Source organism: Pontibacter sp. SGAir0037 (assembly GCF_005491705.1).
Classification (GTDB): Bacteria; Bacteroidota; Bacteroidia; order Cytophagales; family Hymenobacteraceae; genus Pontibacter.
In genome coordinates, this window is the sequence record NZ_CP028092.1 from 927501 (window position 1) to 948761 (window position 21261).

At 47.7% G+C, this 21261-nt stretch carries 16 protein-coding genes; all 16 read left to right on the plus strand.

Translation table 11 applies throughout. The features are described 5' to 3' along the window. Positions 1–220 precede the first annotated feature (220 nt). The 16 genes from C1N53_RS03740 to C1N53_RS03815 all read left to right on the plus strand — a co-directional run bounded on the left by C1N53_RS03740 (position 221) and on the right by C1N53_RS03815 (position 21233). Entirely contained in the window at positions 221–2887 is a 2667-nt protein-coding gene (locus C1N53_RS03740; protein WP_137758046.1) for a tail fiber domain-containing protein, read from the plus strand. Between the two features lie 8 nt (positions 2888–2895). Continuing rightward, positions 2896–3651 (plus strand): FHA domain-containing protein, encoded by a 756-nt coding sequence (locus tag C1N53_RS03745; RefSeq protein ID WP_137758047.1) that lies wholly within the window; start codon positions 2896–2898, stop codon positions 3649–3651. Between the two features lie 17 nt (positions 3652–3668). After that, the gene (locus C1N53_RS03750) at positions 3669–5357 is read left to right on the plus strand and encodes a hypothetical protein (protein WP_137758048.1); all 1689 of its coding nucleotides are present in this window, start codon (positions 3669–3671) and stop codon (positions 5355–5357) included. A gap of 3 nt (positions 5358–5360) precedes the next feature. Continuing rightward, complete coding sequence (locus C1N53_RS03755; RefSeq protein ID WP_137758049.1) at positions 5361–6887, plus strand: Hsp70 family protein; 1527 nt, start codon at positions 5361–5363, stop codon at positions 6885–6887. A gap of 69 nt (positions 6888–6956) precedes the next feature. Further along, the gene (locus C1N53_RS03760; RefSeq protein ID WP_137758050.1) at positions 6957–8051 is read left to right on the plus strand and encodes a hypothetical protein; all 1095 of its coding nucleotides are present in this window, start codon (positions 6957–6959) and stop codon (positions 8049–8051) included. 42 nt (positions 8052–8093) lie between these two features. Further along, positions 8094–8951 (plus strand): hypothetical protein, encoded by an 858-nt coding sequence (locus C1N53_RS03765; RefSeq protein ID WP_137758051.1) that lies wholly within the window; start codon positions 8094–8096, stop codon positions 8949–8951. 22 nt (positions 8952–8973) lie between these two features. Then, positions 8974–11925, plus strand: coding sequence for a tetratricopeptide repeat protein (locus tag C1N53_RS03770; RefSeq protein ID WP_137758052.1), 2952 nt, complete (start codon positions 8974–8976; stop codon positions 11923–11925). Between the two features lie 90 nt (positions 11926–12015). Further along, entirely contained in the window at positions 12016–13023 is a 1008-nt protein-coding gene (locus C1N53_RS03775) for a MoxR family ATPase (RefSeq protein ID WP_137758053.1), read from the plus strand. 23 nt (positions 13024–13046) lie between these two features. Next, positions 13047–13913 carry a DUF58 domain-containing protein gene (locus C1N53_RS03780; RefSeq protein WP_137758054.1) on the plus strand — a complete coding sequence of 289 codons (867 nt, stop codon included), beginning with the start codon at positions 13047–13049 and terminating at the stop codon, positions 13911–13913. Further along, the gene (locus C1N53_RS03785; RefSeq protein WP_137758055.1) at positions 13910–14827 is read left to right on the plus strand and encodes a hypothetical protein; all 918 of its coding nucleotides are present in this window, start codon (positions 13910–13912) and stop codon (positions 14825–14827) included. The genes C1N53_RS03780 and C1N53_RS03785 overlap by 4 nt, the downstream gene beginning before the upstream one ends. Further along, positions 14821–15825, plus strand: coding sequence for a VWA domain-containing protein (locus C1N53_RS03790; protein ID WP_168193950.1), 1005 nt, complete (start codon positions 14821–14823; stop codon positions 15823–15825). The genes C1N53_RS03785 and C1N53_RS03790 overlap by 7 nt, the downstream gene beginning before the upstream one ends. Further along, complete coding sequence (locus tag C1N53_RS03795) at positions 15822–16847, plus strand: VWA domain-containing protein (RefSeq protein ID WP_137758057.1); 1026 nt, start codon at positions 15822–15824, stop codon at positions 16845–16847. The genes C1N53_RS03790 and C1N53_RS03795 overlap by 4 nt, the downstream gene beginning before the upstream one ends. Then, on the plus strand, positions 16844–17578 hold the full coding sequence (locus C1N53_RS03800; RefSeq protein WP_137758058.1) for a tetratricopeptide repeat protein: 735 nt from the start codon (positions 16844–16846) through the stop codon (positions 17576–17578). Before C1N53_RS03795 ends, C1N53_RS03800 begins: the two co-directional genes overlap by 4 nt. A gap of 49 nt (positions 17579–17627) precedes the next feature. Then, the gene (locus tag C1N53_RS03805) at positions 17628–19142 is read left to right on the plus strand and encodes a BatD family protein (RefSeq protein WP_137758059.1); all 1515 of its coding nucleotides are present in this window, start codon (positions 17628–17630) and stop codon (positions 19140–19142) included. Beyond that, positions 19060–19785: an SH3 domain-containing protein gene (locus tag C1N53_RS03810; protein ID WP_137758060.1), complete on the plus strand. Its 726-nt coding sequence runs from the start codon at positions 19060–19062 to the stop codon at positions 19783–19785. Before C1N53_RS03805 ends, C1N53_RS03810 begins: the two co-directional genes overlap by 83 nt. 191 nt (positions 19786–19976) lie before the next feature. Next, a complete protein-coding gene (locus C1N53_RS03815; protein ID WP_137758061.1) occupies positions 19977–21233 on the plus strand; it encodes a metallophosphoesterase in 1257 nt (418 codons plus the stop codon). Positions 21234–21261 lie beyond the last annotated feature (28 nt).

The window sequence follows — 21261 nt, forward strand, 5'->3', positions numbered from 1 at the left end:
AGGTTTAACAGGTAATTTATTACCCGGTAAACCATGTGGTATATAGGGTAGGCTGGAAGTGGCGCGGTAGCTGGAAATGAGGGATGCGAAGAGGTACTGGATATAATACAGGAAATTGTAATATTTGGCAATAGTGAGAGAATTGGTTTAGTGAGAAGTGTATAATAGAATTCACTTTCTTATAATATAACTTATAGAAAGTATTTATCTGAGATCTGAAATGTCAAACGAAACGGAAGGTGTGGTAAACACAGATGCTGAGCAGCTGCTGAACAGCATTATCGATATGCATGCTGAAATCTTACAGAAGAAAAACGAGATTTCCCGGCTCTATGATGAAGCGCTGGCTTACAGAAACCAGGTACTGGAAGGAAAAGGGGGAGGAGCTACAAATGCAGATGGTACAACTTCAGCTTCATTCGAGGCAGAATTAGAAGAACTACTTACCCGGAGCAGGCTTGGCTTGGCAGAAGTGGAAAGTGTAATTGTTAAGATCAAGAATTACGAGACCCTTGCTACAACTTCTTCCCAGAAGGCACAGCAGGAGGCAAACGAGGCCGCGCAGTACTCTCAAAAAGCTCAGCTGGAAGCAACAGAGGCGGCTCAGTTTTCACAAAAAGCTCAAAACGAGGCAACAGAGGCCGCTCAGTTTTCCCAAAATGCACAGAATGAAGCTACTGAAGCCGCCACTGCTTCTCAGAAAGCACAGAACGAGGCGCAGGAAGCGGCCACTTCCTCTCAGAAAGCTTTAAACGAAGCAAACGAAGCCGCTACATCTTCCCAGAAAGCACAAAACGAAGCGACAGAGGCGGCTACTGCCTCACAAAAAGCACAGGCTGAAGCACAGGAAGCCGCAACTGCTTCGCAAAAGGCGCAGAATGAAGCCACTGAGGCAGCGACCGCCTCTCAAAAGGCTCAGAACGAAGCCACTGAGGCTGCTACCGCTTCACAGAAAGCGCAGACGGAGGCGCAGGAAGCAGCTACCGCTTCGCAAAAAGCACAAAACGAAGCGACAGAAGCCGAGCAATATTCTGCTAAAGCCCAACAGGAGGCGCAGGAAGCGAATACAGCATCTGAAAAAGCAAAACAAGAAGCTATTGAGGCGGCTAACGCTTCTCAAAAAGCCCTGAATGAGGCTAATGAAGCAGCCGCTTCGTCTCAAAAAGCACAGGCCGAGGCTCAGGAAGCAGAGCAATATTCTATGAAGGCGCAGAACGAAGCTACTGAGGCTGCCACTGCGTCACAAAAGGCGCAGAATGAGGCTCAGGAAGCAACAGCGGCCTCACAAAAAGCACAAAACGAAGCACAGGAGGCAACAACAGCCTCTCAAAAGGCCCAGCAGGAAGCCCAAGAAGCCACCACTGCATCGCATAAAGCCCAGCAGGAAGCCCAGGAAGCTACCACTGCATCCCAAAAAGCACAACAGGAAGCTCAGGAAGCTACCACTGCTTCACAGAAAGCACAGACGGAGGCACAGGAGGCAGTTACTGCTTCGCAAAAAGCGCAATCTGAGGCTCAGGAGGCAGAACAGGCTTCTAACAAAGCGCAGAGCGAGGCGCGCGAGGCAGAGCAGTTCTCTCAAAGAGCTGAAAATGAAGCCAGAGAGGCAGAGCAGCACTCGCAGAAGGCCCAGGCTGAAGCCCGTGAGGCAGAACAGTTTTCACAAAAAGCTGAAGCAGAAGCACGCGAGGCGGAACAATATTCGCAGAAAGCGCAGGCAGAAGCGCAGGAAGCAGAGCAGGCCTCGAATAAAGCACAGGCCGAGGCCCGTGAAGCAGAGCAATATTCTGATAAAGCAAAAGCCGAGGCCACGGAAGCTGAACAGGCTTCTGAGAAAGCAAAGGCCGAAGCTACAGAGGCAGAACAAGCTTCAGAAAAAGCGAAAGCCGAGGCATTGGAGGCAGAACAGGCATCTAACAAGGCGCAAAGTGAGGCGCGTGAGGCAGAACAGTTTTCGAATAAAGCCCAGAACGAAGCCAGGGAAGCGGAGCAGGCTTCTCAAAAAGCCCAGAACGAGGCCAATGAGGCAACTCAGGCTTCTGAAAAAGCTAAGGCAGAGGCACTGGAAGCGACACAGGCTTCTGAGAAGGCTAAAAATGAGGCAACGGAGGCAGAGCAGGCTTCTGAAAAGGCTAAAGCCGAAGCCCGTGAAGCCGAAACTGCCAGTAACGCTGCCCAGGATGATGCCAAGCAGACTGATGCAGCCCGTATGGCCGCGCAGGAAGATGCGAAGGCAGCAGATGCTGCTAAAATGGCGGCAGAAAGAGCAAAAGCAGAGGCACAGGACGATGCGAAGCTGGCCGAGCAATATAAAAATGAGGCACACGATGATGCCAAGCTGGCCGAGCAGCATAAGAATGATGCCAAAGGAGCCAAAGATTATGCCGAAGATGCTGCCGAACAGGCAGATCGCTACTGTGTGGATGCCCGCAATTCAGCAACATCTGCCGATAACTATGAACGGGACGCACAGCAGTCGGCAAACATGGCCGATAACTATGAGAGCCAGGCCAGGCAGTCTGCCGCCATGGCTAGCAGCTTTGGCTCTGATAGCAAGCTTAAAAAAGACATAGCACCTTTGGCGCCGGTGCTGGATAAACTTCTACGCTTAAACCCGGCCAGCTACTACTACCGCACAGAAGAGTTTCCTGCGATGTGTTTATCACCTGAGAAACAATATGGCCTGATTGCACAGGAACTGGAAGTTGAATTCCCGCACCTGGTTCATGATACGGTTACAGCCGGGGTTGAGCATAAAGCAGTTTATTACCTGGGGCTGAATGTGCTCCTGTTGCAGGGGCTACAGGAACAGAGTGCCGTTATAGCCAGTCTGAAAGAAGAGATACAGCAGCTGAAAAAACATCTTGCTGCTGAACAATATTCATAATTATTTATATGACCAAGGGGGAAATTCTGGAGTTCTTAGAGCTGTCTGAGGCTGCATCAGAACATGATATTAAGGTGCGTTTAGAAGAGAAGCTGGCTTATTTCCAGCTTTTGTCTGAAAATGCCCCGAACGATTTTCTGCGTAAGCTTCATGTTACAAATACAGAAAAGATAAAGCAGATCCAGGCGCAGATGTTGCAGGCTAATACGGCCAGCCGGCCTTTGGCAGGTTCTAAACCGCCTCAGCCTGCACCTGTTCCTTCTGCACCGGTTTACAGAAGTACTGGCGCTGCTGTTACGCCCCAGCCATCCGCCACTTATCCTCACTCCGGTCAATTCGGGCAGGAGGCTGCAGCCTGGTTAGTACGACACACGGAAAATCAGTCTGCCAAAACTTTCCCGCTTTACAGGGGCAAAAACCTGATCGGCAGAACACCGCATGCTTCCCTTCCTACGGTTATTTTGAGCGATGACCCTTATGTAAGCCGTTCGCATGCTGTGCTGGAAGTGACCAGTGTCGCACCGCTGCAGATAATAGTGAGCGACGACGGTACAGCAACAGGAGGTAATCCGAGCAAAAACGGCACCTATATAAACGGCGACGACAGAAGGCTTACCCGCAAAATGCTGATGGAAGAAAACGACACGATACAGGTGGGAATGACCAAGTTTATGATCCGGTCGAATAATACCAACATCCAAAATATAGTAAAGGAAGTGGAGGAAAGCGATTATATGAAAACAGTTGTAATCGACATCTTCTAAGCTTAAGCTGATTTAATATGAGAGAAATACTTTCTGTTGCGGACAGGATTGAGGATTTATCGCGCGAGATTCCTGTATCCAGCTATTCAGGTTTTCTGGAGGAGACTAATTTCAAAATAAAGAAGCTGGCTGCCCAGGATGCCTTTTTTATAGATGTATTCAGGAGCATGAATGCCTTTGGCGAGTGCAAAAAGATTATAAAGCAGTTGGAAGAATCGTCGGTAAACTCAGGCTTTGTGCTGAATGTAAGAGACGAGAACAACTGCAATATTAAAATTTTTGAGGAGGTGCTGCCTTCGGTGGCGCTGGTTTTTCTGGATGAGGAAATGCAGCAGTCAGGTATACTGCGCCAGCACTTCCGGAAGAGCGATGAGCAGTATAAGCTTGTGTTGCTGGTAAACCTGCTGGAAGATGAGCGGAACCTGCGCGATTTCAGCAGGCTGTTTGGCTATCGTTCTAAAGTAATCACATTAACCGCCGCCGATTTTACCGACAAATCGATTGTGGAAGTGCTGAAGTCTCAGGTGGAGGTGCCCGTGCTGGATAAGCTGAAAAAGATGTCTTACCTGAACAGCATTAAACCTGTGTTTTCTTTTTTAGGGGAAATCTTGTCTGCCGAAAGCAAATCTGCCAATACACGCAAACTGCTGAACAACCAGAATACCCAGATCACAAGAAAAGAAGAGCAGTCGCTGAACACCAGCGAGCTGACTTCCGGCTTAAGGCAACTTATACAGAAATCTGCTTCTGAATTCGAGAAAAACTATAAGCTGAAGTACGAAGATCTGAATAAACCGATTACCGGTAAATTTTCTACAGTGGCTATAGAGGAGACCAACAGGTTAAAGGATTTCAATAAGAAGTCACTGGCTGAGAAAAGCGAGAAGGTGGAAACCTCTATTGATCCCGCTTTTACCGAGCAGTTCCTGAAAACCATTGGCACTACTATCCGAACAGAGCTTGGCAAAGACGAAGCCTTTATCAAAAGTTCTTTTGAAGACCTGCTAAGCCAGGTGAATGCGCAGCTCAGAAGTAAGGGCATACAGCCACTGAAGTCAGACGAGATATTTCCGCCGTTCCCGGATAAAGACAGAACCTTGCAGTCCTTCTGCTATATCAACCGTGCTTATGTGGGGGAAATAATTAAAAAAGGGGCTATGGAGTACTTTGTAGCACTGCGCGATTATACAGGTCTGATCATGGTGGTGGGTGGTTTACTGGCACCGCTTACCATTGTTGCTTCCGCCAGCGACAGCGGCATATTTAAGGAAATTGCCAATTGGGTGAGAGGCACTACCGCAGCCATCTCCCTGAGCATGATCTTGTACGGTGTGGTTGATTTGCGCAAGCGTATCCCGAAGAAAAGAGAAGAGGAGTTCCAGCGGGAGTTAGGCAAGGCCAAAGAAACACTCCAGCAGGAGTCGAAACGGATTTTTAATGAATCGAGCCGCGACTGGACAGGGAATATTGCCAACTGGATAAAAGATACTACCCAGAACATCAATGCCCAGATCGAGCGAAACATAAAGAACCTGATGTCGCAGAAGGCGGCCCAGATGAACCAGGAGAAGCTGCAGCAGCAAAAACAACAGCAGACTATCGATATATGGCTTCGCGGAATTCAATCTGCCGAAAGAGTAAGAGACCAGATCACGACACGCTACCGTGATATTGTAGCCGAAACAGAAAGAGAGCTAAAATTTTAAATAATGGTATTAGGAATAGATTTAGGCACCAGCAATACGGTGTGTGCTTCGTTGAGTAGAGATGGCAGCCCTGTTTTAATACCTGATGCCTACAACAAAGACCTGCAAACGACTCCTTCTATTGCCCTAATAGAAGGCAAGAAAGCCTACGCTGGCGGCTTTGCGGAGAACCTGTATGAGTCCTTGCCCGACAAGCAGATTATATCTTTCTTTAAGCGCAGCTTCGGGACCCAGGACCCGGTTTACTTCGACGACTATAACAACCCCTGGTTCAGCGAAACGGTGGCGTCGCTTATACTTAAAAAAGTGAAGCACGATGCCGAGCTATACCTGCCAGACGGATTTAAACAGGCTGTTATTACCGTACCCGCTCATTATAATGATGTGCAGCGCAAATCGGTTATTGAAGCGGCCCGGCTGGCTGACCTGGAGCTTTCGGCCATTGTGGAAGAGCCGGTGGCGGCTGCCTTGTTTTATGGTAGCTACAACAAGAACATAGACGAAGAAATTATCCTGATCTACGACTTCGGGGGTGGCACCTTCGACCTTACCCTGATCACCAAGTCTGGCAACCAGCTGAATGTGATTGCCAAAGACGGTGTGAACAAGCTTGGAGGGAAAGAGTTTGATAAACTGGTGCACAACGCCATAGAAGAAGGCTACGAGAAGGCTTTTAAAAGGCCTTTCCCGAACGATAAACTGACGACAAACCGCATCCAGAAAATAGCTGAAAACATCAAGATCGAGCTAAACGATTCGGAGCATCCGCGGGATATCAGCAAATGGATTATGGTGGGCCGTGATGCTTTTGAAGCAACGTTCTATTATACTAACTACGCCAACCAGGCCAATGAACTGATTGCAAAAACAGAGGCAGCCGTAAACAGGTGCCTGCGTTCGCTGGGCATGCAGTTAAAAGACATCAACAAGATTGTGCTGATCGGGGGGACCTCCAGCAGTAAGCTTGTATACAACTTCTGGAAACAGAAAGTAATGCCACAGCAGGAGCTGATCTACCACCAGCCGCTGAGCAGTGTGGCAAAGGGTGCTGCCTTATATGCGGCATCTTTTGGCAACGGGAGCAGTGCCGGCAGCGATATTACGCCTATCGACCTGAAAAGTGTGAGCACTTATAACATCGGCCTGATGATCGCCAACGATCCGAACCGCCAGATCGACCTGCTGATTCACCGCAACACACCGCTTCCTGTTTCATCTAAAAAAGTTTACAAGATCAACCCGAAGCAGGTCGACTACATCCATTTTGACCTTTGCCAGTTCTGGGATCCGAAAGAAGATGTACATCAGCTAGGCACTATCAAGGTAGGCCCCTTTGCTACCTTCGGTGAGTTTTACCTGGAAGTGGCGGTAGAGAACAGGCTCAACGGAACCATTGGCATTAAAGTAAAAAATGCCGATAACGGGCGCGATATCAAGTTTGAGTTTATCAGGAAAGAATCGAACCACAAGTACGATTATCAGCAACAGAAAGCGCTGGTGGATGATGTGTACCTGAACAATTACATTTAGGTATTACCGGGTCTGCCTTGAGGCGCAGCAATAGTAACTAAACAGATTTACAACTACTACCAGCTTTTTATGAAGGTATTTTACAGTTCTTTTTTATTCCTTCTTTTTTCTGCCAGTGCATTTTCCCAGGATCTGATCTATACCTCCGACGGTAAGTCTGTGCCAGGTAAAGTAACTGCTATAACCGCTGATAAGGTGACCTACAGTGCGACAGGAGCTCAGGCAGGTATAGAACTGAACAAGGTGCTTTTTGTCGTAAACGCATCCGGTAATTACCTGGTGCTGAATGGAGCAGCCCTGGAAGAGCAGGAGAAGAAAGACTTCCTAACCGCGGCTGCCAAACCGCTGCCCGCAAATGTTATCATTCAGAAAGGAGGCGACGTTATCGCAGCCGAATCAGTTTCTGAAAATGATGCGGAGCTAGTATACCGGCAGGAAGGAAAAGACCTGCGACTGAAAAAAACAGAAGCGGCAGCGCTTTTCAGAAAAAACGGAACGCACCAGCTTTACATGAGTTCAGAGCTGGCTGTTTATCCTTTAAGGGCGGCTAAGCCTAAAATGGTGAGCCTCCTGACAACTACAGCTAGCACTGCCGCCACCGCCGAACCAGCACCTGCCAAAATTGTGACGGATGTGGTGATCAAAAGCTCCGATCTGAACGTGGATATGGAAATGTTCAGTAAAAAGGCGCTGGAAAAAACAGAAGAGTTCTCTACCTACCTCCAAACCATCACGGCTGTAAACACCTCCCGCGACAAAGCCATGAAAAGTATAGACATGGCCTGCGGGCTTTTTCTGAATGAAGAGGCCCGGGTTGAAGTATCGAGTACCAATTCCACCGTTAAGAACAAGTACAAAATCCGGGATTACCTGAACCGGCTGCAGTTCAGAAGCGGGCAGTACGATAAAATTATTATTGAATATGCGGAGATCAATTATGCCTCCGAATTCAAAAAAGGAACGGACGGCAACTACTATGGCGTGGTTACTTTTGTGCAGAAATTCAGGGGCTTTGTAGACGGAAATGTGGTGTACGGGGATATTACAAAACGTAACCTGACGGTTGTGCTGAGGCAGTACGAAAAAGTTGTAGATGGGGAAGCCATTGCCAACTGGGACGTTTTTCTGGCTGACCTGGGAGTTGTAGAAACTAAAAAACTATAAGCAGATTCTTTCTGCCCGCTTAACAAACGCTTTACATTTTTTATGAATAGGATTTTATTTTATACAGGCAGAATAGCCCTGGGCGTTGCTCTGTTCCTGATTACCTCTCCCTTGTTTGCGCAGAACTACGAAAAGGAGTTTGAGGCGCTGTTTGCCTGGGAGGTAAAACAGATCGATGAGTTTATCGAAAGGTTTAATAATACCGACAAAACCCTGATACAGCAGTACAACCGCAAGCAGGACCCAACAAAAGAACTGGATCGCGAAAAGCTGATCAAGAGCCTGTTTAATGCTGAAGACAGAAGCTGGAACTTTAGCGAGATCAACAGCTTCATTAACAAGGTGAACGACAACAGCCAGCCCATTTTTCTGAATTTTTACGACAAAGACTGGTATGCAAAAGTAGATTGTGCGGTGTCCTGGAAAGGGAAAGCAGAAAAAGCTACCCTGATTTTACGCATAGACAGGCAGGCAAACGGAGCATCTAAGTGGATGATTACCGGGGTGCAGGCTAACTTCCTGTCAACGCCTGCAAGCGCGGATTTCAGGATGCCTGCTTCGCAGGATACCACCATTACACTGAATCCTGTGAGCCATGCCACCGACTTTATGAGCCTGGACCAGGCACTAAAAGACAAAACTAACCTCGGGAATTATTTTGCGAAACCGGCACAGCGCAATGCCATGCTTTCGGTGTTTATGAACGAATGCCTGCAAAACAGGTTAACCATCAGCAAAGTGAATCATATCAGCTATCATTTTCTGCAGGTAGACGACTGGGTTTTTGAAATTAAGCAGTTCAACCGCCAGACCAGGAACTCCGGCTGGCTCATCAGCAAGTTGATCAAAGCATCTCCTGAAGAGAAAGAACTTTACCGGGCGCAGGTACTAAGGCAATAAAATTTACTCAATAATCATTATCATGAAACAGAATTACTATGTTTTAGTAGGTATTTTTTTCCTGCTGCTGTCGAATGCTTCGGCACAGGATAAGATCACCTTGAAAGATGCCAAGGAAATAAGTTACCAGGCAAAGGCAACCGTGCAGGGGCTGGAGGGATTACTTAATTATGTAACTTTCTCTGAAAATGTGCCAAGTGAGCTGCAGGAGGTAATTGCCAACAGTTATAAGCCGTCGCGTAACAGGGTGTTCTACAACAAGAATATCATTATTGAGGATGATATTACACCAGAAGCCGGTTTAGGTAAAACCAAAGACCTGCCCGCCGAAAAATACCTGAACGACCTGGACATTCACTACGAAAAGACCATGGATGCTTCTATTTCCTTTTCTAACATAGCCGTTTCGAGTGTAAAGAAGAAAGATTATGTTTATGTAAAGGTAAAGTTCGACGCGAAGTTCGGAAGCAAATTCAAACCTAAAAAGGCAGCCTATACAACCACCCGTACCCGCGAGGCACTGGTGCGCATGGAGAGCGAAGGCGGCAACAAGTGGAAAGCCTTTATTGTGGGCATCAGCTTTTATGATCCGGCTAAACCGCTGGAGTCGGCGGACAATAACATTGAAGTTACGACAGACGAATCGGTGAATGCCAGCGTGGTGTCAGAAGAGGAGTTGATGCGTGAAAGAGAGAGCTATATCCAGGCGCGTGAAGAAGAGGAGAAACGCAAGGAGGCTATCTTCCAGGAGTACTTCAGCCTGGCAAATACCCTGTACAGCAGCAGGCAGTACAAAGAAGCACTCGAACTATTCGAAAAAGCAAAAGAGGTAAAATCGCTGGTGCCTTCCCTGGACAAGAAGATCCTGGATACGAAAAGGATGATCTCTGAAAACACGTATGATAACTTCAAAAACAAAGCAGACCAAGCCAAGAGCGAACGCCGTTTTAAAGATGCGATTCAGTTATACAAAGAAGCACTGGCCATTAAACCGGATGCCCACTTTTTAGTTGACACTGAAATAACGCCGCTTACTAAAAAGCTGGATGAGCTTACCCTGCCAAAAAATAAACTGGAGTCTGGCGATTTGCAGGGAGCTATCGACGAGTGCGATAAAATTCTGAAGGAAAACAAAAAAGCCAAAAACGAATTCCCCGAGCTATACTATATCAAAGGGATGGCCTACCAGAAAATGCTGGAGAAAAAATCCGACGATTCTCGTTCGAGAGACCGTGCGTTGGAAAGCTTTTCTTCTGCTATTGAGTATTTCCCGAACTACGTGGATGCGCGCTTAGCCAGAGCCGAGTTTTATGTGATGCACAAAAGCGATTTTGTAAGTGCCATTACCGATTACGATGTGCTTACATCAAATGCACTGGACGATTCGCCCGAGAAGCCAATCTATTTCGTGAAAAAGGGCCGGTTGAAAAACATTGTGCAGAACTACAACGGTGCAGCAGAAGATTATGCAAGGGCAATAGCCTTAAGTCCTAAAACGGCATCACATTATTTTGATCTTGGCGAACTACAGTTCCGCTTAAAGAAGTTCGATGAGGCATTGGTGAACTTCAACAAAGCCATTACCCTCGATCCGAAGTATAATGTGGCTTACTATTACCGTGGCCTGAATTATGTAGAGCAAAAAGAAAACAGGAAAGCAGGGGCAGACTTCAGCGAAGCAGAAAAGCTAGGTCTGGAGCAGGTACAGTTGCAGATGATCGAGTCTATCAGCAATAACTTCTTTATAGCAGGTCAGAACTTCCTGTCAGCCCACGATTTTATTAATGCAGATACAGCCTTCAATCATGCACTGGCTATCCGGAACTGTAACGCGCTTGCCTTGCATGGCAAAGGCGAAATCAGGTTTATTACTGCAGAAGAGCAAAACCTGAGGTCATACTTTAGTGCTTCAAAGGCAAGTTACCAGGAGGCAATCGAGCTATATCGGCAGGCTATCAAGTGTAAGCCAACCTATTCAGAGGCACAGTATAAAGAAGGTATGGCGCACCACCGCATCAGGGAGTATAACCTGGCCTTGCAGAGCTATGCAGCCGCGATCCAGAGCGATAACAGCAACATTAAGGCACATATTGCGAGTGGAATTACCAAGCAGGAAATACTTGATTTTGCAAACTCACTGCAAGACTATAACACGGCTCTGTCGCTTTTAAGTACCAGTTATGAAACAGCCCGTAAGGCTGGCAAAAAAGAAGAGCAAACGGCTATCAGGAATGATATTTCTAGGGTACATCAGCTCTACGGAAAGTCGATGTATCACTTAAAGCAGTATCCTTCTTCGCTTGCGTCTCTTAACCAGGCCATCGAGCATAACGAGAAGAATGCTGAGGCTTTTTATTACAGAGGCCAGGTATATGAAGCCATTGACAACCTGTCGAAAGCCCTGAAAGACTATGATGCAGCTTTAAAAGTTGGCCAGCATTACAAGTATTATTATGCCAATGGGAGCGCACTGCATAAATCTAAAAACTATCCTTTGGCTATCAACAATTTTAACGAAGCAGTTCGCCTGGATACACTTCCTGCTGTATCCAATAAGCTTTACCTGAGAGGACTGAGCTACTTCAAAAACAGAATGCTGAACGACGCCATGGATGATTTTACGGAATACGCTAAAACAAACGCGGTAAAATCTGACAGCATTTTCTATGCCGACTATGCATTGCTGCACCTGTACCTGGGGAAAGATGCAGAGGCAATCGAAAACTTTAACCAGGCGCTGAGCATGCAGCAAAACAACCCGAAAGCATTGTTTGGTTTAGGTTGTGCCTATGCTAAAGGCGGCGATTATCAGAAAGCGCTGGAATTACTCGAAAAAGCTTACCAGACCCGTCAGCTGACAAAAGACGAGATACAGCTGGATGAGCAGACCTTCCTGGTTGATTTCTTAAAAGTGAAAACCAATAAGAAGCGATACAACGAGCTGAAGAAGTCTTACCTGCTGACTGCTAAATAAGAAACGGTTTTTAAATTGATGCTGGATAGAAAGAATAGGTGCTGTGACAAACAGCATTTATTCTTTATGGCATAACCTCGTCTGTAGTTTATGGAGAAAGTAGTAGCCCTGAATGACTGGAAACAGTTTGAACAGGATATTGTAGCGGAAAGTAGCTTGGTAGATGAGTTGCTTGCCTATTTAAAGCAAACAATTGTAGGACAGGAGGCACTGCTGGAGCGGCTCCTGATCGGCTTGTTTGGCAACGGGCATTTATTACTGGAAGGAGTGCCCGGGCTCGCAAAAACCCTGGCTGTAAAGTCGCTGGCGCAGGCTATACAGGTGCAGTTTAACCGCATCCAGTTTACCCCCGACATATTGCCGGCCGATATTCTGGGCACCATGATCTACAACATTCACAGCAACGAGTTCAGTGTAAAGAAAGGACCGGTGTTTTCTAACTTTGTGCTGGCAGATGAGATTAACCGGGCCCCTGAAAAAGTGCAGAGCGCTTTGCTGGAAGTAATGCAGGAACGCCAGGTAACCATTGGCAACGATACCTACCCGCTGGAGCAGCCTTTCCTGGTGCTGGCTACGCAGAATCCGGTAGAGCAGGGGGGAACTTATGAGCTTCCGGAAGCCCAGATGGACAGGTTTATGCTGAAGGTGCTGATCACTTATCCGTCGCTGGAAGAAGAGCGCATGATCATCCGGCAGCATACCAGCAGACCAGTAGAAAAGATGCCCGAGCCAGCCCTCACCGTAGCGCAGGTGCTGCATATACAGTCACTCGTCAAAAAGATTTACATCGATCCTAAGATAGAAGATTACATTCTGAATATTATTTTCTGTACTAGGTTTCCGGAGAACTACCAACTGCCACACCTGCAGCCTATGCTGCGCTATGGCTCTTCTCCACGTGGGAGTATAAACCTGGCTGTGGCGGCCCGGGCACATGCCTTTTTGCGGAAAAGAGCTTTTGTTCTTCCCGAAGATATACGGGCTGTAGTACCGGACGTGCTTCGCCACCGCATCGGTCTTACCTATACTGCCCGGGCAGAGAGTGTGACAGCCGACGATGTAATAGCCCAGGTGCTTAAGGCAGTTCCGGCTCCCTGATACTCCAACTTATACCTTGCCGCATGGAATTACAAACGCTTATCCAGCATATACAGAAGGTGGAGCTAAGATGTAAAAGCCTGACGCACCAAAAACTGGCGGGACTTTTCAACAGTTCTTTTAAAGGGCGTGGACTGGCACTGGATTCAATCCGGAAGTATGAGAACGGCGACGATATCAGAGGTATAAACTGGAATGTTACGGCGCGTTTCCGGGAGACTTATGTAAACACTTTTACCGAAGATAAAGAACGACTTATCTGGATACTGCTGGACGTAAGCGGCTCCGGCACCTTTGGTACCAGCCAGAAAAACAAATTAACCTTGGCCATTGAAACAGGAGCCACGCTTGCTTTCAGCGCTCTCGAAAACAACGATCGCGTCGGAGTTATTTTCTTTAGCGATAAGGTGGAAAAGCTGCTTCCGCCTTCCAGGGGAATGGCCGGTTTCTGGCGCATCGCCAAAGAGCTGGTGCAAGTACAGGCACAGGGCAAAGGAACAGATATAACCGCTGCCCTGCATTTCCTGATGAAGATAAGCCACCATCGTTCCGTAGTGTTTCTGCTCTCAGATTTTATGGCAGCTGGTTACCAGGCTGTTGCACGGGTAGTGGCGCAGCAGCATGAACTGGTAGCCGTGCGGGTGTACGATGAAAAAGAGAAGCACCTGCCCGCCATTGGATGGGCCAAGCTACAGGACACTGAAAACGGGAGTGAACAATGGGTAAATACTGCTTCACTGTCATTTCAGAAGGCTTATAGCAACAGGTTTGAAGAGGTAGAGCAATACTACCATGACACCTTCGGGAAAGGCGCGGCTGGTATGTTGAAAATAAGTACAGGCGACGACTTTGTGCAAAAGCTGTTGCAGTTTATGAGTGGCCGTATATGAAATGGTTTCTGATGTTTTTGGTCTGTAGCATAGGCCGGTATACTCCGGCTCTGGCTGCATCTATGGCTTCTGCCGAGGTTTTATGTCGGCAAGACAAAACCATCGCCCTGGTGGGGGAGGTGGTAACAGTGCAAGTTCAGGTAAAAGCACCTACCGCAGATTCTGTAAGCTGGCAGTTGTTCGACAGGCCGTTCGAACTACTGCTCCTGCTTCAGAAAAACAGCAGCGAACGTAACCTGCAACATACCTTTGAGCATGAAGTGAAGTTTACTTCGGTAAAAGGAGGTGGAATCCGGTTCGCTCCTTTACGGGTACTGGTTTATCAGCAGGGGAAAGCAGATACTTTAGAGGTAGAGACGTTTGAAGTTACATTTAAGCCAGAGCCCCTGATCGCCGCTTTACATGATATCAAACCCCTGCAAAGCAATACCGGTATGCCTCTTTTGTTAACGGCTGGTCTTCTTGTTGCTATACCCTGCCTGCTGCTTTTGCTGGTTGTATTACTAATTAAGCTTTACAAAAGCTCAACAAGCACCGCCTACACGCCCGAGCAGCTCCGGCAACAGGCATTGGAGCAACTACAGCTCCTGGAGGAAAAATGGAAGCAGCACGAACTATCTGAGAGGTTTGTGCTGAACAGCTTAGCTGAAATATGGAGCCATTACATACAACAGGTATACCAGCTGCCCCCTTCCGAAAAAGCAATGGAAAACGTAACTGCACAGCTTGGCAGCAGCAGAGTGCCGGAGGCAGAGCGAAGGCAGGTAGCAGCACTGTCTGAACTACAGGAAAAGTATAAGTTTACGCCTGAAAGCAGGGATTTACAGGAAATGTCATCACTGTTCAGAGAAGCCAGGTATGGCATCTCTCAATGTCCGGGTGTTGTACAGCAGGTGGAGGTTGCGGCATGCTGAATAAACTAAGTTTTCAGGATCCCCTTTGGTTTGCCTTGTTCGGTCTGGTCCCGGTGCTCATGTTGCTGTGCCATAAGTTCTGGCGGCATCAGTTTCCTGTGCTGCTACTGCCGCACACACAAGGGCAGAAAGGGCTGCAGGCGAGAGAATGGCTGACTCCTCCCGAGCTGTTGTTTTTCCTGCGCTTGCTCACGATCAGCTTCCTGATCCTGGGGCTGGCCAACCTGAAAACGGCAAGAGAAACACGACATGCCGCACCTGCCCTGGGAATAGACATAGTGCTGGCCCTGGACATATCGGGCAGCATGATGCTGGAAGATATAAAGCCAAACCGCCTGGAGGCCCTGAAGGACGTGCTGACAAGGTTTGTAGCAGGTCGAGCAGAAGATAGGTTCGGGCTGGTATTATACGCGGGCGAAAGTATCAACTGGTGCCCGATCACACAGGACTATGGCTTTCTGCTGGCGAAATTACGTGAAATGGATGGCGAAGCGCTTGCCGACGGAACGGCCATCGGTCTGGGTTTAGCCTCTGCCGTAAATGCTTTAAAAGGCAGTAGCTCCAAAGGCAAGGTGGTTATACTTTTAACCGATGGTGAAAACAACGCAGGTTTTGTGCACCCGCTTACGGCAGCTGAGCTGGCAAAAGAGCATCAGGTAAAAGTATATACCATCGGGATCGGCACTACAGGTCTGGCTCCATTGCCGCTCACCGACCTGAACGGTAATAAGGTGTACCAGTATGTGCCGGTAAAGATAGATGAAGCCATGCTGACGAAGATTGCAGAACGGACGGGGGGAGCATATTTCAGAGCGACAAATGCCAAAGCGCTGGAGGCTATTTACCAGGAGATCGACCAATTGGAAAAGACGCCACACGGTATCAGGAAAGAAACAGTTTACCACTCAGAGTACCGGGTATTCCTGCTGATAGCCCTGCTGCTGTTTTTACTGGAGCTGGTACTTAGATTTACATTTTTCCGTTCCCTGGCCTCATGATAACATTCGAGAACCCGCTATTCCTGCATTTGAGCTGGGGGCTGCTGCTCCTGCTGCTGCTCTATGTCGTTTACAGGCATTGGCAGGCAAAAGCACAGCTTAGGCTTGGGGATAAGGCCCTGGTGGAACGGCTTTACCCAGGCAGAAGCACCGGTCGCTCACATACCAGGTTTGGTGTGCTGCTGCTTGCTTATACCTGTTTTGTAATAGCCCTTGCAAACCCGGTGCTGCCCCTGTCTGAGGAGAAGCGAAATGCTAAAGAGGAGGTGGCTATGGTGTTTGCCATAGATGTATCGCGCAGTATGCTGGTTTCTGATGTGCTCCCTAACCGCTTAACACAGGCTAAAAAACTTGTGCGTGAGGTAACGGCAGCACTAAAAGGAGAAGAAGTGGGGCTGGTGGTGTTTGCCGGAAAAGCATACCCTTACCTGCCGCTAACAACCGACTACCGGGTAATAGAAAGTGCTGTCAAGGTTATCTCCACTGAGATGGTGCCAAGGCAAGGCACCTCCTTTGAGGAAGCTCTTAAAATCTCTTCTCTGTTGCTGACATCCAGACCCCAAAAAGCACGTGTTATTTGCGTTTTATCTGACGGCGAAAGCCATACTAGCCAGTACGGCAGCCTGGCAGACTCTTTAAGCAAAGCAGGCGTTTATGTGTTCTCCTTTGGTTTGGGAACCGAAGCAGGCGGACATGTTCCGGAGCAGCAGGCGGAGGGAAGGCAGGAGTTTAAGAAAGACAAGCAAGGGGCACTTGTTGTATCGAGACTGCAGGAGAAAAATCTTATCAGGCTGGTTGGGGTTCAGCCTGCACGCTATGCCAGATTGGGCTCAGCAGGAAACCAGGCATTGCATTTTATAGAAGATATCAGGCAGCTTCCTGCTCCTGTTGCTACCGCTAAAGCACCTGCGAAAAAGGAATTATTCCAGTACTTTCTTTTAGCTGCTTTGCTGCTGCTTGTATTGGAACTGCTTATAGCACCGGGTAAAGGAGTAGCACGCTTTAAAAGAACCGGAACATGAGTAGCGTCTATAATAAAACTGTTCTCATCGTTGGGCTTGTAGCTTTGGGCCTGAGCCTGGCTTTGTTCTTACCAAGCATTTACCTGGATGTAGCAGGGCAGGCACAAAAACACCTGTACCTGTACCAGGGAAAGCTGGCCTATGGTAATGGTGAAGTGGGAGATGCGGAGGTTCTTTACAGGAAAGCCTGGAAGCATTCCGCTGGTGAAGGGGTAGCAGCCTTTAACTTAGCTAATGCGCTATACCGGCAGGAGAGGTTTTCAGAGGCAGCCTCTTTTTACAGAGTGGCAATCCGGCAAAGTCCGGCTACTTACGCTGCTGCGGAGAGCTGGTTCAATTTAGGCAATGCTCTTTTTGGGGCAGGTGATACCTTGCAAAGTATACAGGCTTTTCAGCAGGGAATGCTGCTTGACAGCGAAGACCAGTCTATTCGCCAGAACCTGTTATTTGTACTGGATCAGTATGAAAAAGGAAAGGCAAACAAAAAGGCCGAAAGTGCTGAGCAGCAACAGGACCGGAAGCAAGATAAACCGGAGGCAAAGAGAGGTCCTGAGCCCGAAGAAAAAGGTAGTTCTGCAGATGAGAAGTCGGACCAGGCGTTTAAAGTATCAGAAAAAGAGATGCAGGATCTGTTCGATCTATTAAACCAAAATGAAGAAGCTGTAAGAGGAAGAATCGGGAAACAAAAGCAAAAACACCAAGCGGTTACAACTAACGAACCTGACTATTGATGCTGTCTCAGGAATTATACTGCTGTTGTGCCCTTATTTGCGCTGAAACATGAATTGGAAAATAAATTTGTTTGCTGTTGCTGCCTTTTGCCTGCTACTGTGCCCAGCTACTGTGCGAGGAGGTTTAGCTATTGGGCATCGTATAAAAACTCCAGCAGATACACTGGCAAAGCAGGTTTTTGTACGCGCTATTCCCTCCAAAGCACGACCTTATGTGGGGGAGCCTTTTACAGTCAGCTACCTGCTTTACCACCAGCTTCCCATTATAGACCCGCAGGACGAACTGCCCGTGAAACTACAGGATTGCTTTGTGGAAGAATTTCCTGTAAGTGCAGAAAGCTATGAAGAAGTGCTGGCAGGTAAGAAATTCCATGTGCTGGTGCTCAGGAAGTTGTTGGTAATTCCGCAGCGGGAAGGCCTTCTGAGGCTTCCTTCTGTAAGAAGAACTGTTAAACTGACTGTACCGCCAGCCCCGGATGATTTTTTTGGAATGGAACAAATTGTATCCAGAGAGCTGGTATCGGAGGCCGTGCCGATGGACATACGGCCTTTACCTGCACCAGCTGATACAGGTATGTTTTCCAGGGCAGTGGGCAGCTTTAGCTTCAGGAGTAAACCACGGGTGGCTGCTGCAGCGAATATGCTTACTTATCAGTTAGAACTAACCGGCTATGGCAATTTAAAAAACACCGGCCTGCATGTGCCCGAGCTGCCCGAGGGCCTGGAACTGTTTAACCAGAACAGCTCAATCGAAGAAAAACTTACAGGCAAAGGGTTGCTGGCAACCCGTACATTTACGTTTGATGTGGTTGCCAGCTATCGGGGCAATTATACCTTACCAGCGCTTATGGTAGTAGCTTTCAATCCGGCATCAGAGAAGTATGAGACTTACCAGGCCGATGCCTTCGAATGGAAAGTAACAGCGGGCCCCGAAGCACCAAAACTTTTAGCTACGGCAGCAAATAAAAACGACACAGCTACACCCTTACTGCTAAAGTTGAAGCCAGGTAGCAGCAAAGGCCGGTTATTATGGCAAAAGCCTGTATTTTACATATTGCTGCTGCTGTGTAGCTTTTTTATTATAGGTGGAATGCTGTATTCTCGGTATACCCAGGCGCAATCAGCTGCTCCGGCACATCGGTTATCAAGAAAAGCAGGCAAAAGAGCTTTAAGGGCATTTAAGCAGCTCAAGCGTACATCTGGCCAGATAAATTCTGATGCCTTTTACCAGAAGGCAGAAGCTATACTGAAACAGTATTTTTTGCAGAAACTACAACTGCAGCAGGAGGCTTTGCCTCCTGCGCTTATAATTGCCGCCTTACGGGAGCGGCAGGTGCCGGGGCATGTTCTGGCAGAGGTACAGGCATTATTAAAAGAAATAGATGCCATACGGTTTGCACCTACACAGCAGCCTGTAGCAGATAGGGAAGCATTTAGAGTACAGGCCATGCAGGTTATTCAACATATAGATAAGTTTTTAAATGGCAAACATACTCCTGATCCTGTTGCTGCTTCGTCTGCCGAGCATTGCAGTACCCGACCAGCAGGAACAATTACGATTTGAGCAGGCAACCTTTCTAATGCAGCAGCAAAAATATTCTAAAGCCGTGGCTGCTTTTGAAGTACTGGAGCAGGAAGGGGTTCAAACACCTGAACTATACATGAACCTGGGCCATGCCTGTTTCCAGGCGGGGCAGCTTGGGAAGGCAATATTCTATACTGAAAAAGCTTTCCGGCTTTCACCGCTGGATGAGGAGATACAGCAGAACAGGCAGTATCTGGCAGAACAGGCAGGTATAGCCAGAACACCAGACAACTACTGGCTATTAAAAGTGTCTGATCAGGTTATGCAGCTAGCTCTGTTACTGTTCGTTTTGTGCAGTTTGTGCTTTTTATGCAGGCGCTTAAACATTTTTTATATGGAAAAGCTGGTAAGGTTTCACAGGTTTATTCTTTCTGCAGCAATATTTTTGCTGATGCCTGCATTGCTGACGCAGGTGTATATGCAGCCCGAAGAAGATGCGGTGCTGCTGCAACAGACTGCAGGCAAAAACGGTCCTAGTCCGCTTGCGAAGAGCATAGCAGATTTAAATGAAGGTGAAAAAGTGACGCTTAAGTCGTATCACCAGGGCTGGTACAAAGTTAAGACTCCAGAGGGGAAAACAGCCTGGGTAAGTGAAGCAGGTATAGGTAAATTAAACCTGTAAAATCAATAAATCAGGTTAGGTATTTAATACTACCAAGAAATTAGTACCGCTGTAATTTGCAAGCTCGAACTGAAGCGACAGCCTGTTTTACCAAATCTTAATCACCTGCTGTTGCGTTAGCTAAAATGTTAAAATTACTGGTATCTGTTCGCTTGCATGGCAGGTACTGACACTCACGCTAAACAAGCATCATGACGCGTTTTATAATGATCCTGGGGGTATTATCCCTGCTCATGGACTGGTATGTGTACCAGGGAATTAAAAGGTTAACGGCAGGCTGGAAGTCAGTTGGTCTCAGAAAAACAGTACGTACCCTCTACTGGGTATTTTTTATCGGTTTCATACTTGGTTTTGCCTACGCCATATACCTGCGCTTTTCTGAAGATAAATCCGGTGCCTTTGTGCAGTGGTTTATCAATGCTTTTCTCACGTTTTTTGTCACCAAGCTGGTGTTTATGCTGGTGCTGCTGGCCGAAGATATCTACCGTGTGATTGTGGCTGCTACCCGCTTGGCAACACGTTCAGGTAAAAGGGCAGGTGCTACAAAATCGTTGTTCCCACAGCGCCGGAAAGTGGTAAGTCAGCTGGGGCTGGTGCTGGCGGGCATTCCTTTTTTCTCGTTTGTGTACGGCATCACCAAAGGAAAGTACGATTACAGAGTACACCGCCAAACCTTATACTTCGATGATTTGCCCGAAGCGTTTAATGGCTTCACAATAACACAACTTTCAGATGTACATTCAGGCAGCTTCGATGATGCCGGGGAGGTACAGCGGGGAATAGAACTGGCAATGGCGCAGCAGTCGGACCTGTACGTATTTACGGGTGATCTGGTAAACGACCATGCCACAGAAATTGTGCCTTACAAAGAGATGTTCAGACGGATTAAAGCACCTTTCGGCCAATTCTCGATACTGGGCAACCACGACTATGGCATGTATGCCAAGTGGCACAGCGACGAAGAACGGGAGAACAACATGACGGATCTGCAGCAGCACCATGCGGATATGGATTACCGCCTGCTGCTAGATGAGCACGTAAAACTGGAGAAAGACGGGCAGGAAATTGTGCTGCTGGGCGTTGAAAACTGGGGGAAGGGCTTTATAGAGCGGGGCGACCTGAACAAAGCGTTACAGGGAGTAGATGCCAACGCTTTTAAGATCCTGTTGTCGCACGATCCTTCGCACTGGGACATGGTGGTTAAAAATCACCCCACACATATCCATCTTACCCTATCAGGGCACACACACGGCATGCAGTTTGGCGTAGAAACGCCTTTGTTCCGGTGGAGCCCGGTGCAGTACCGCTATAAGAACTGGGCCGGAGTTGCACAGGAAAATAATAAAATGCTGTATGTAAACAGAGGTTTTGGCTTTATAGGCTTTTCCGGAAGAGTAGGAATCTGGCCGGAAATCACGGTGCTGGAACTTAGGAAAGGGAGAGGGTAATTAGCCTGTTATGTAATTTAAGCTGGTC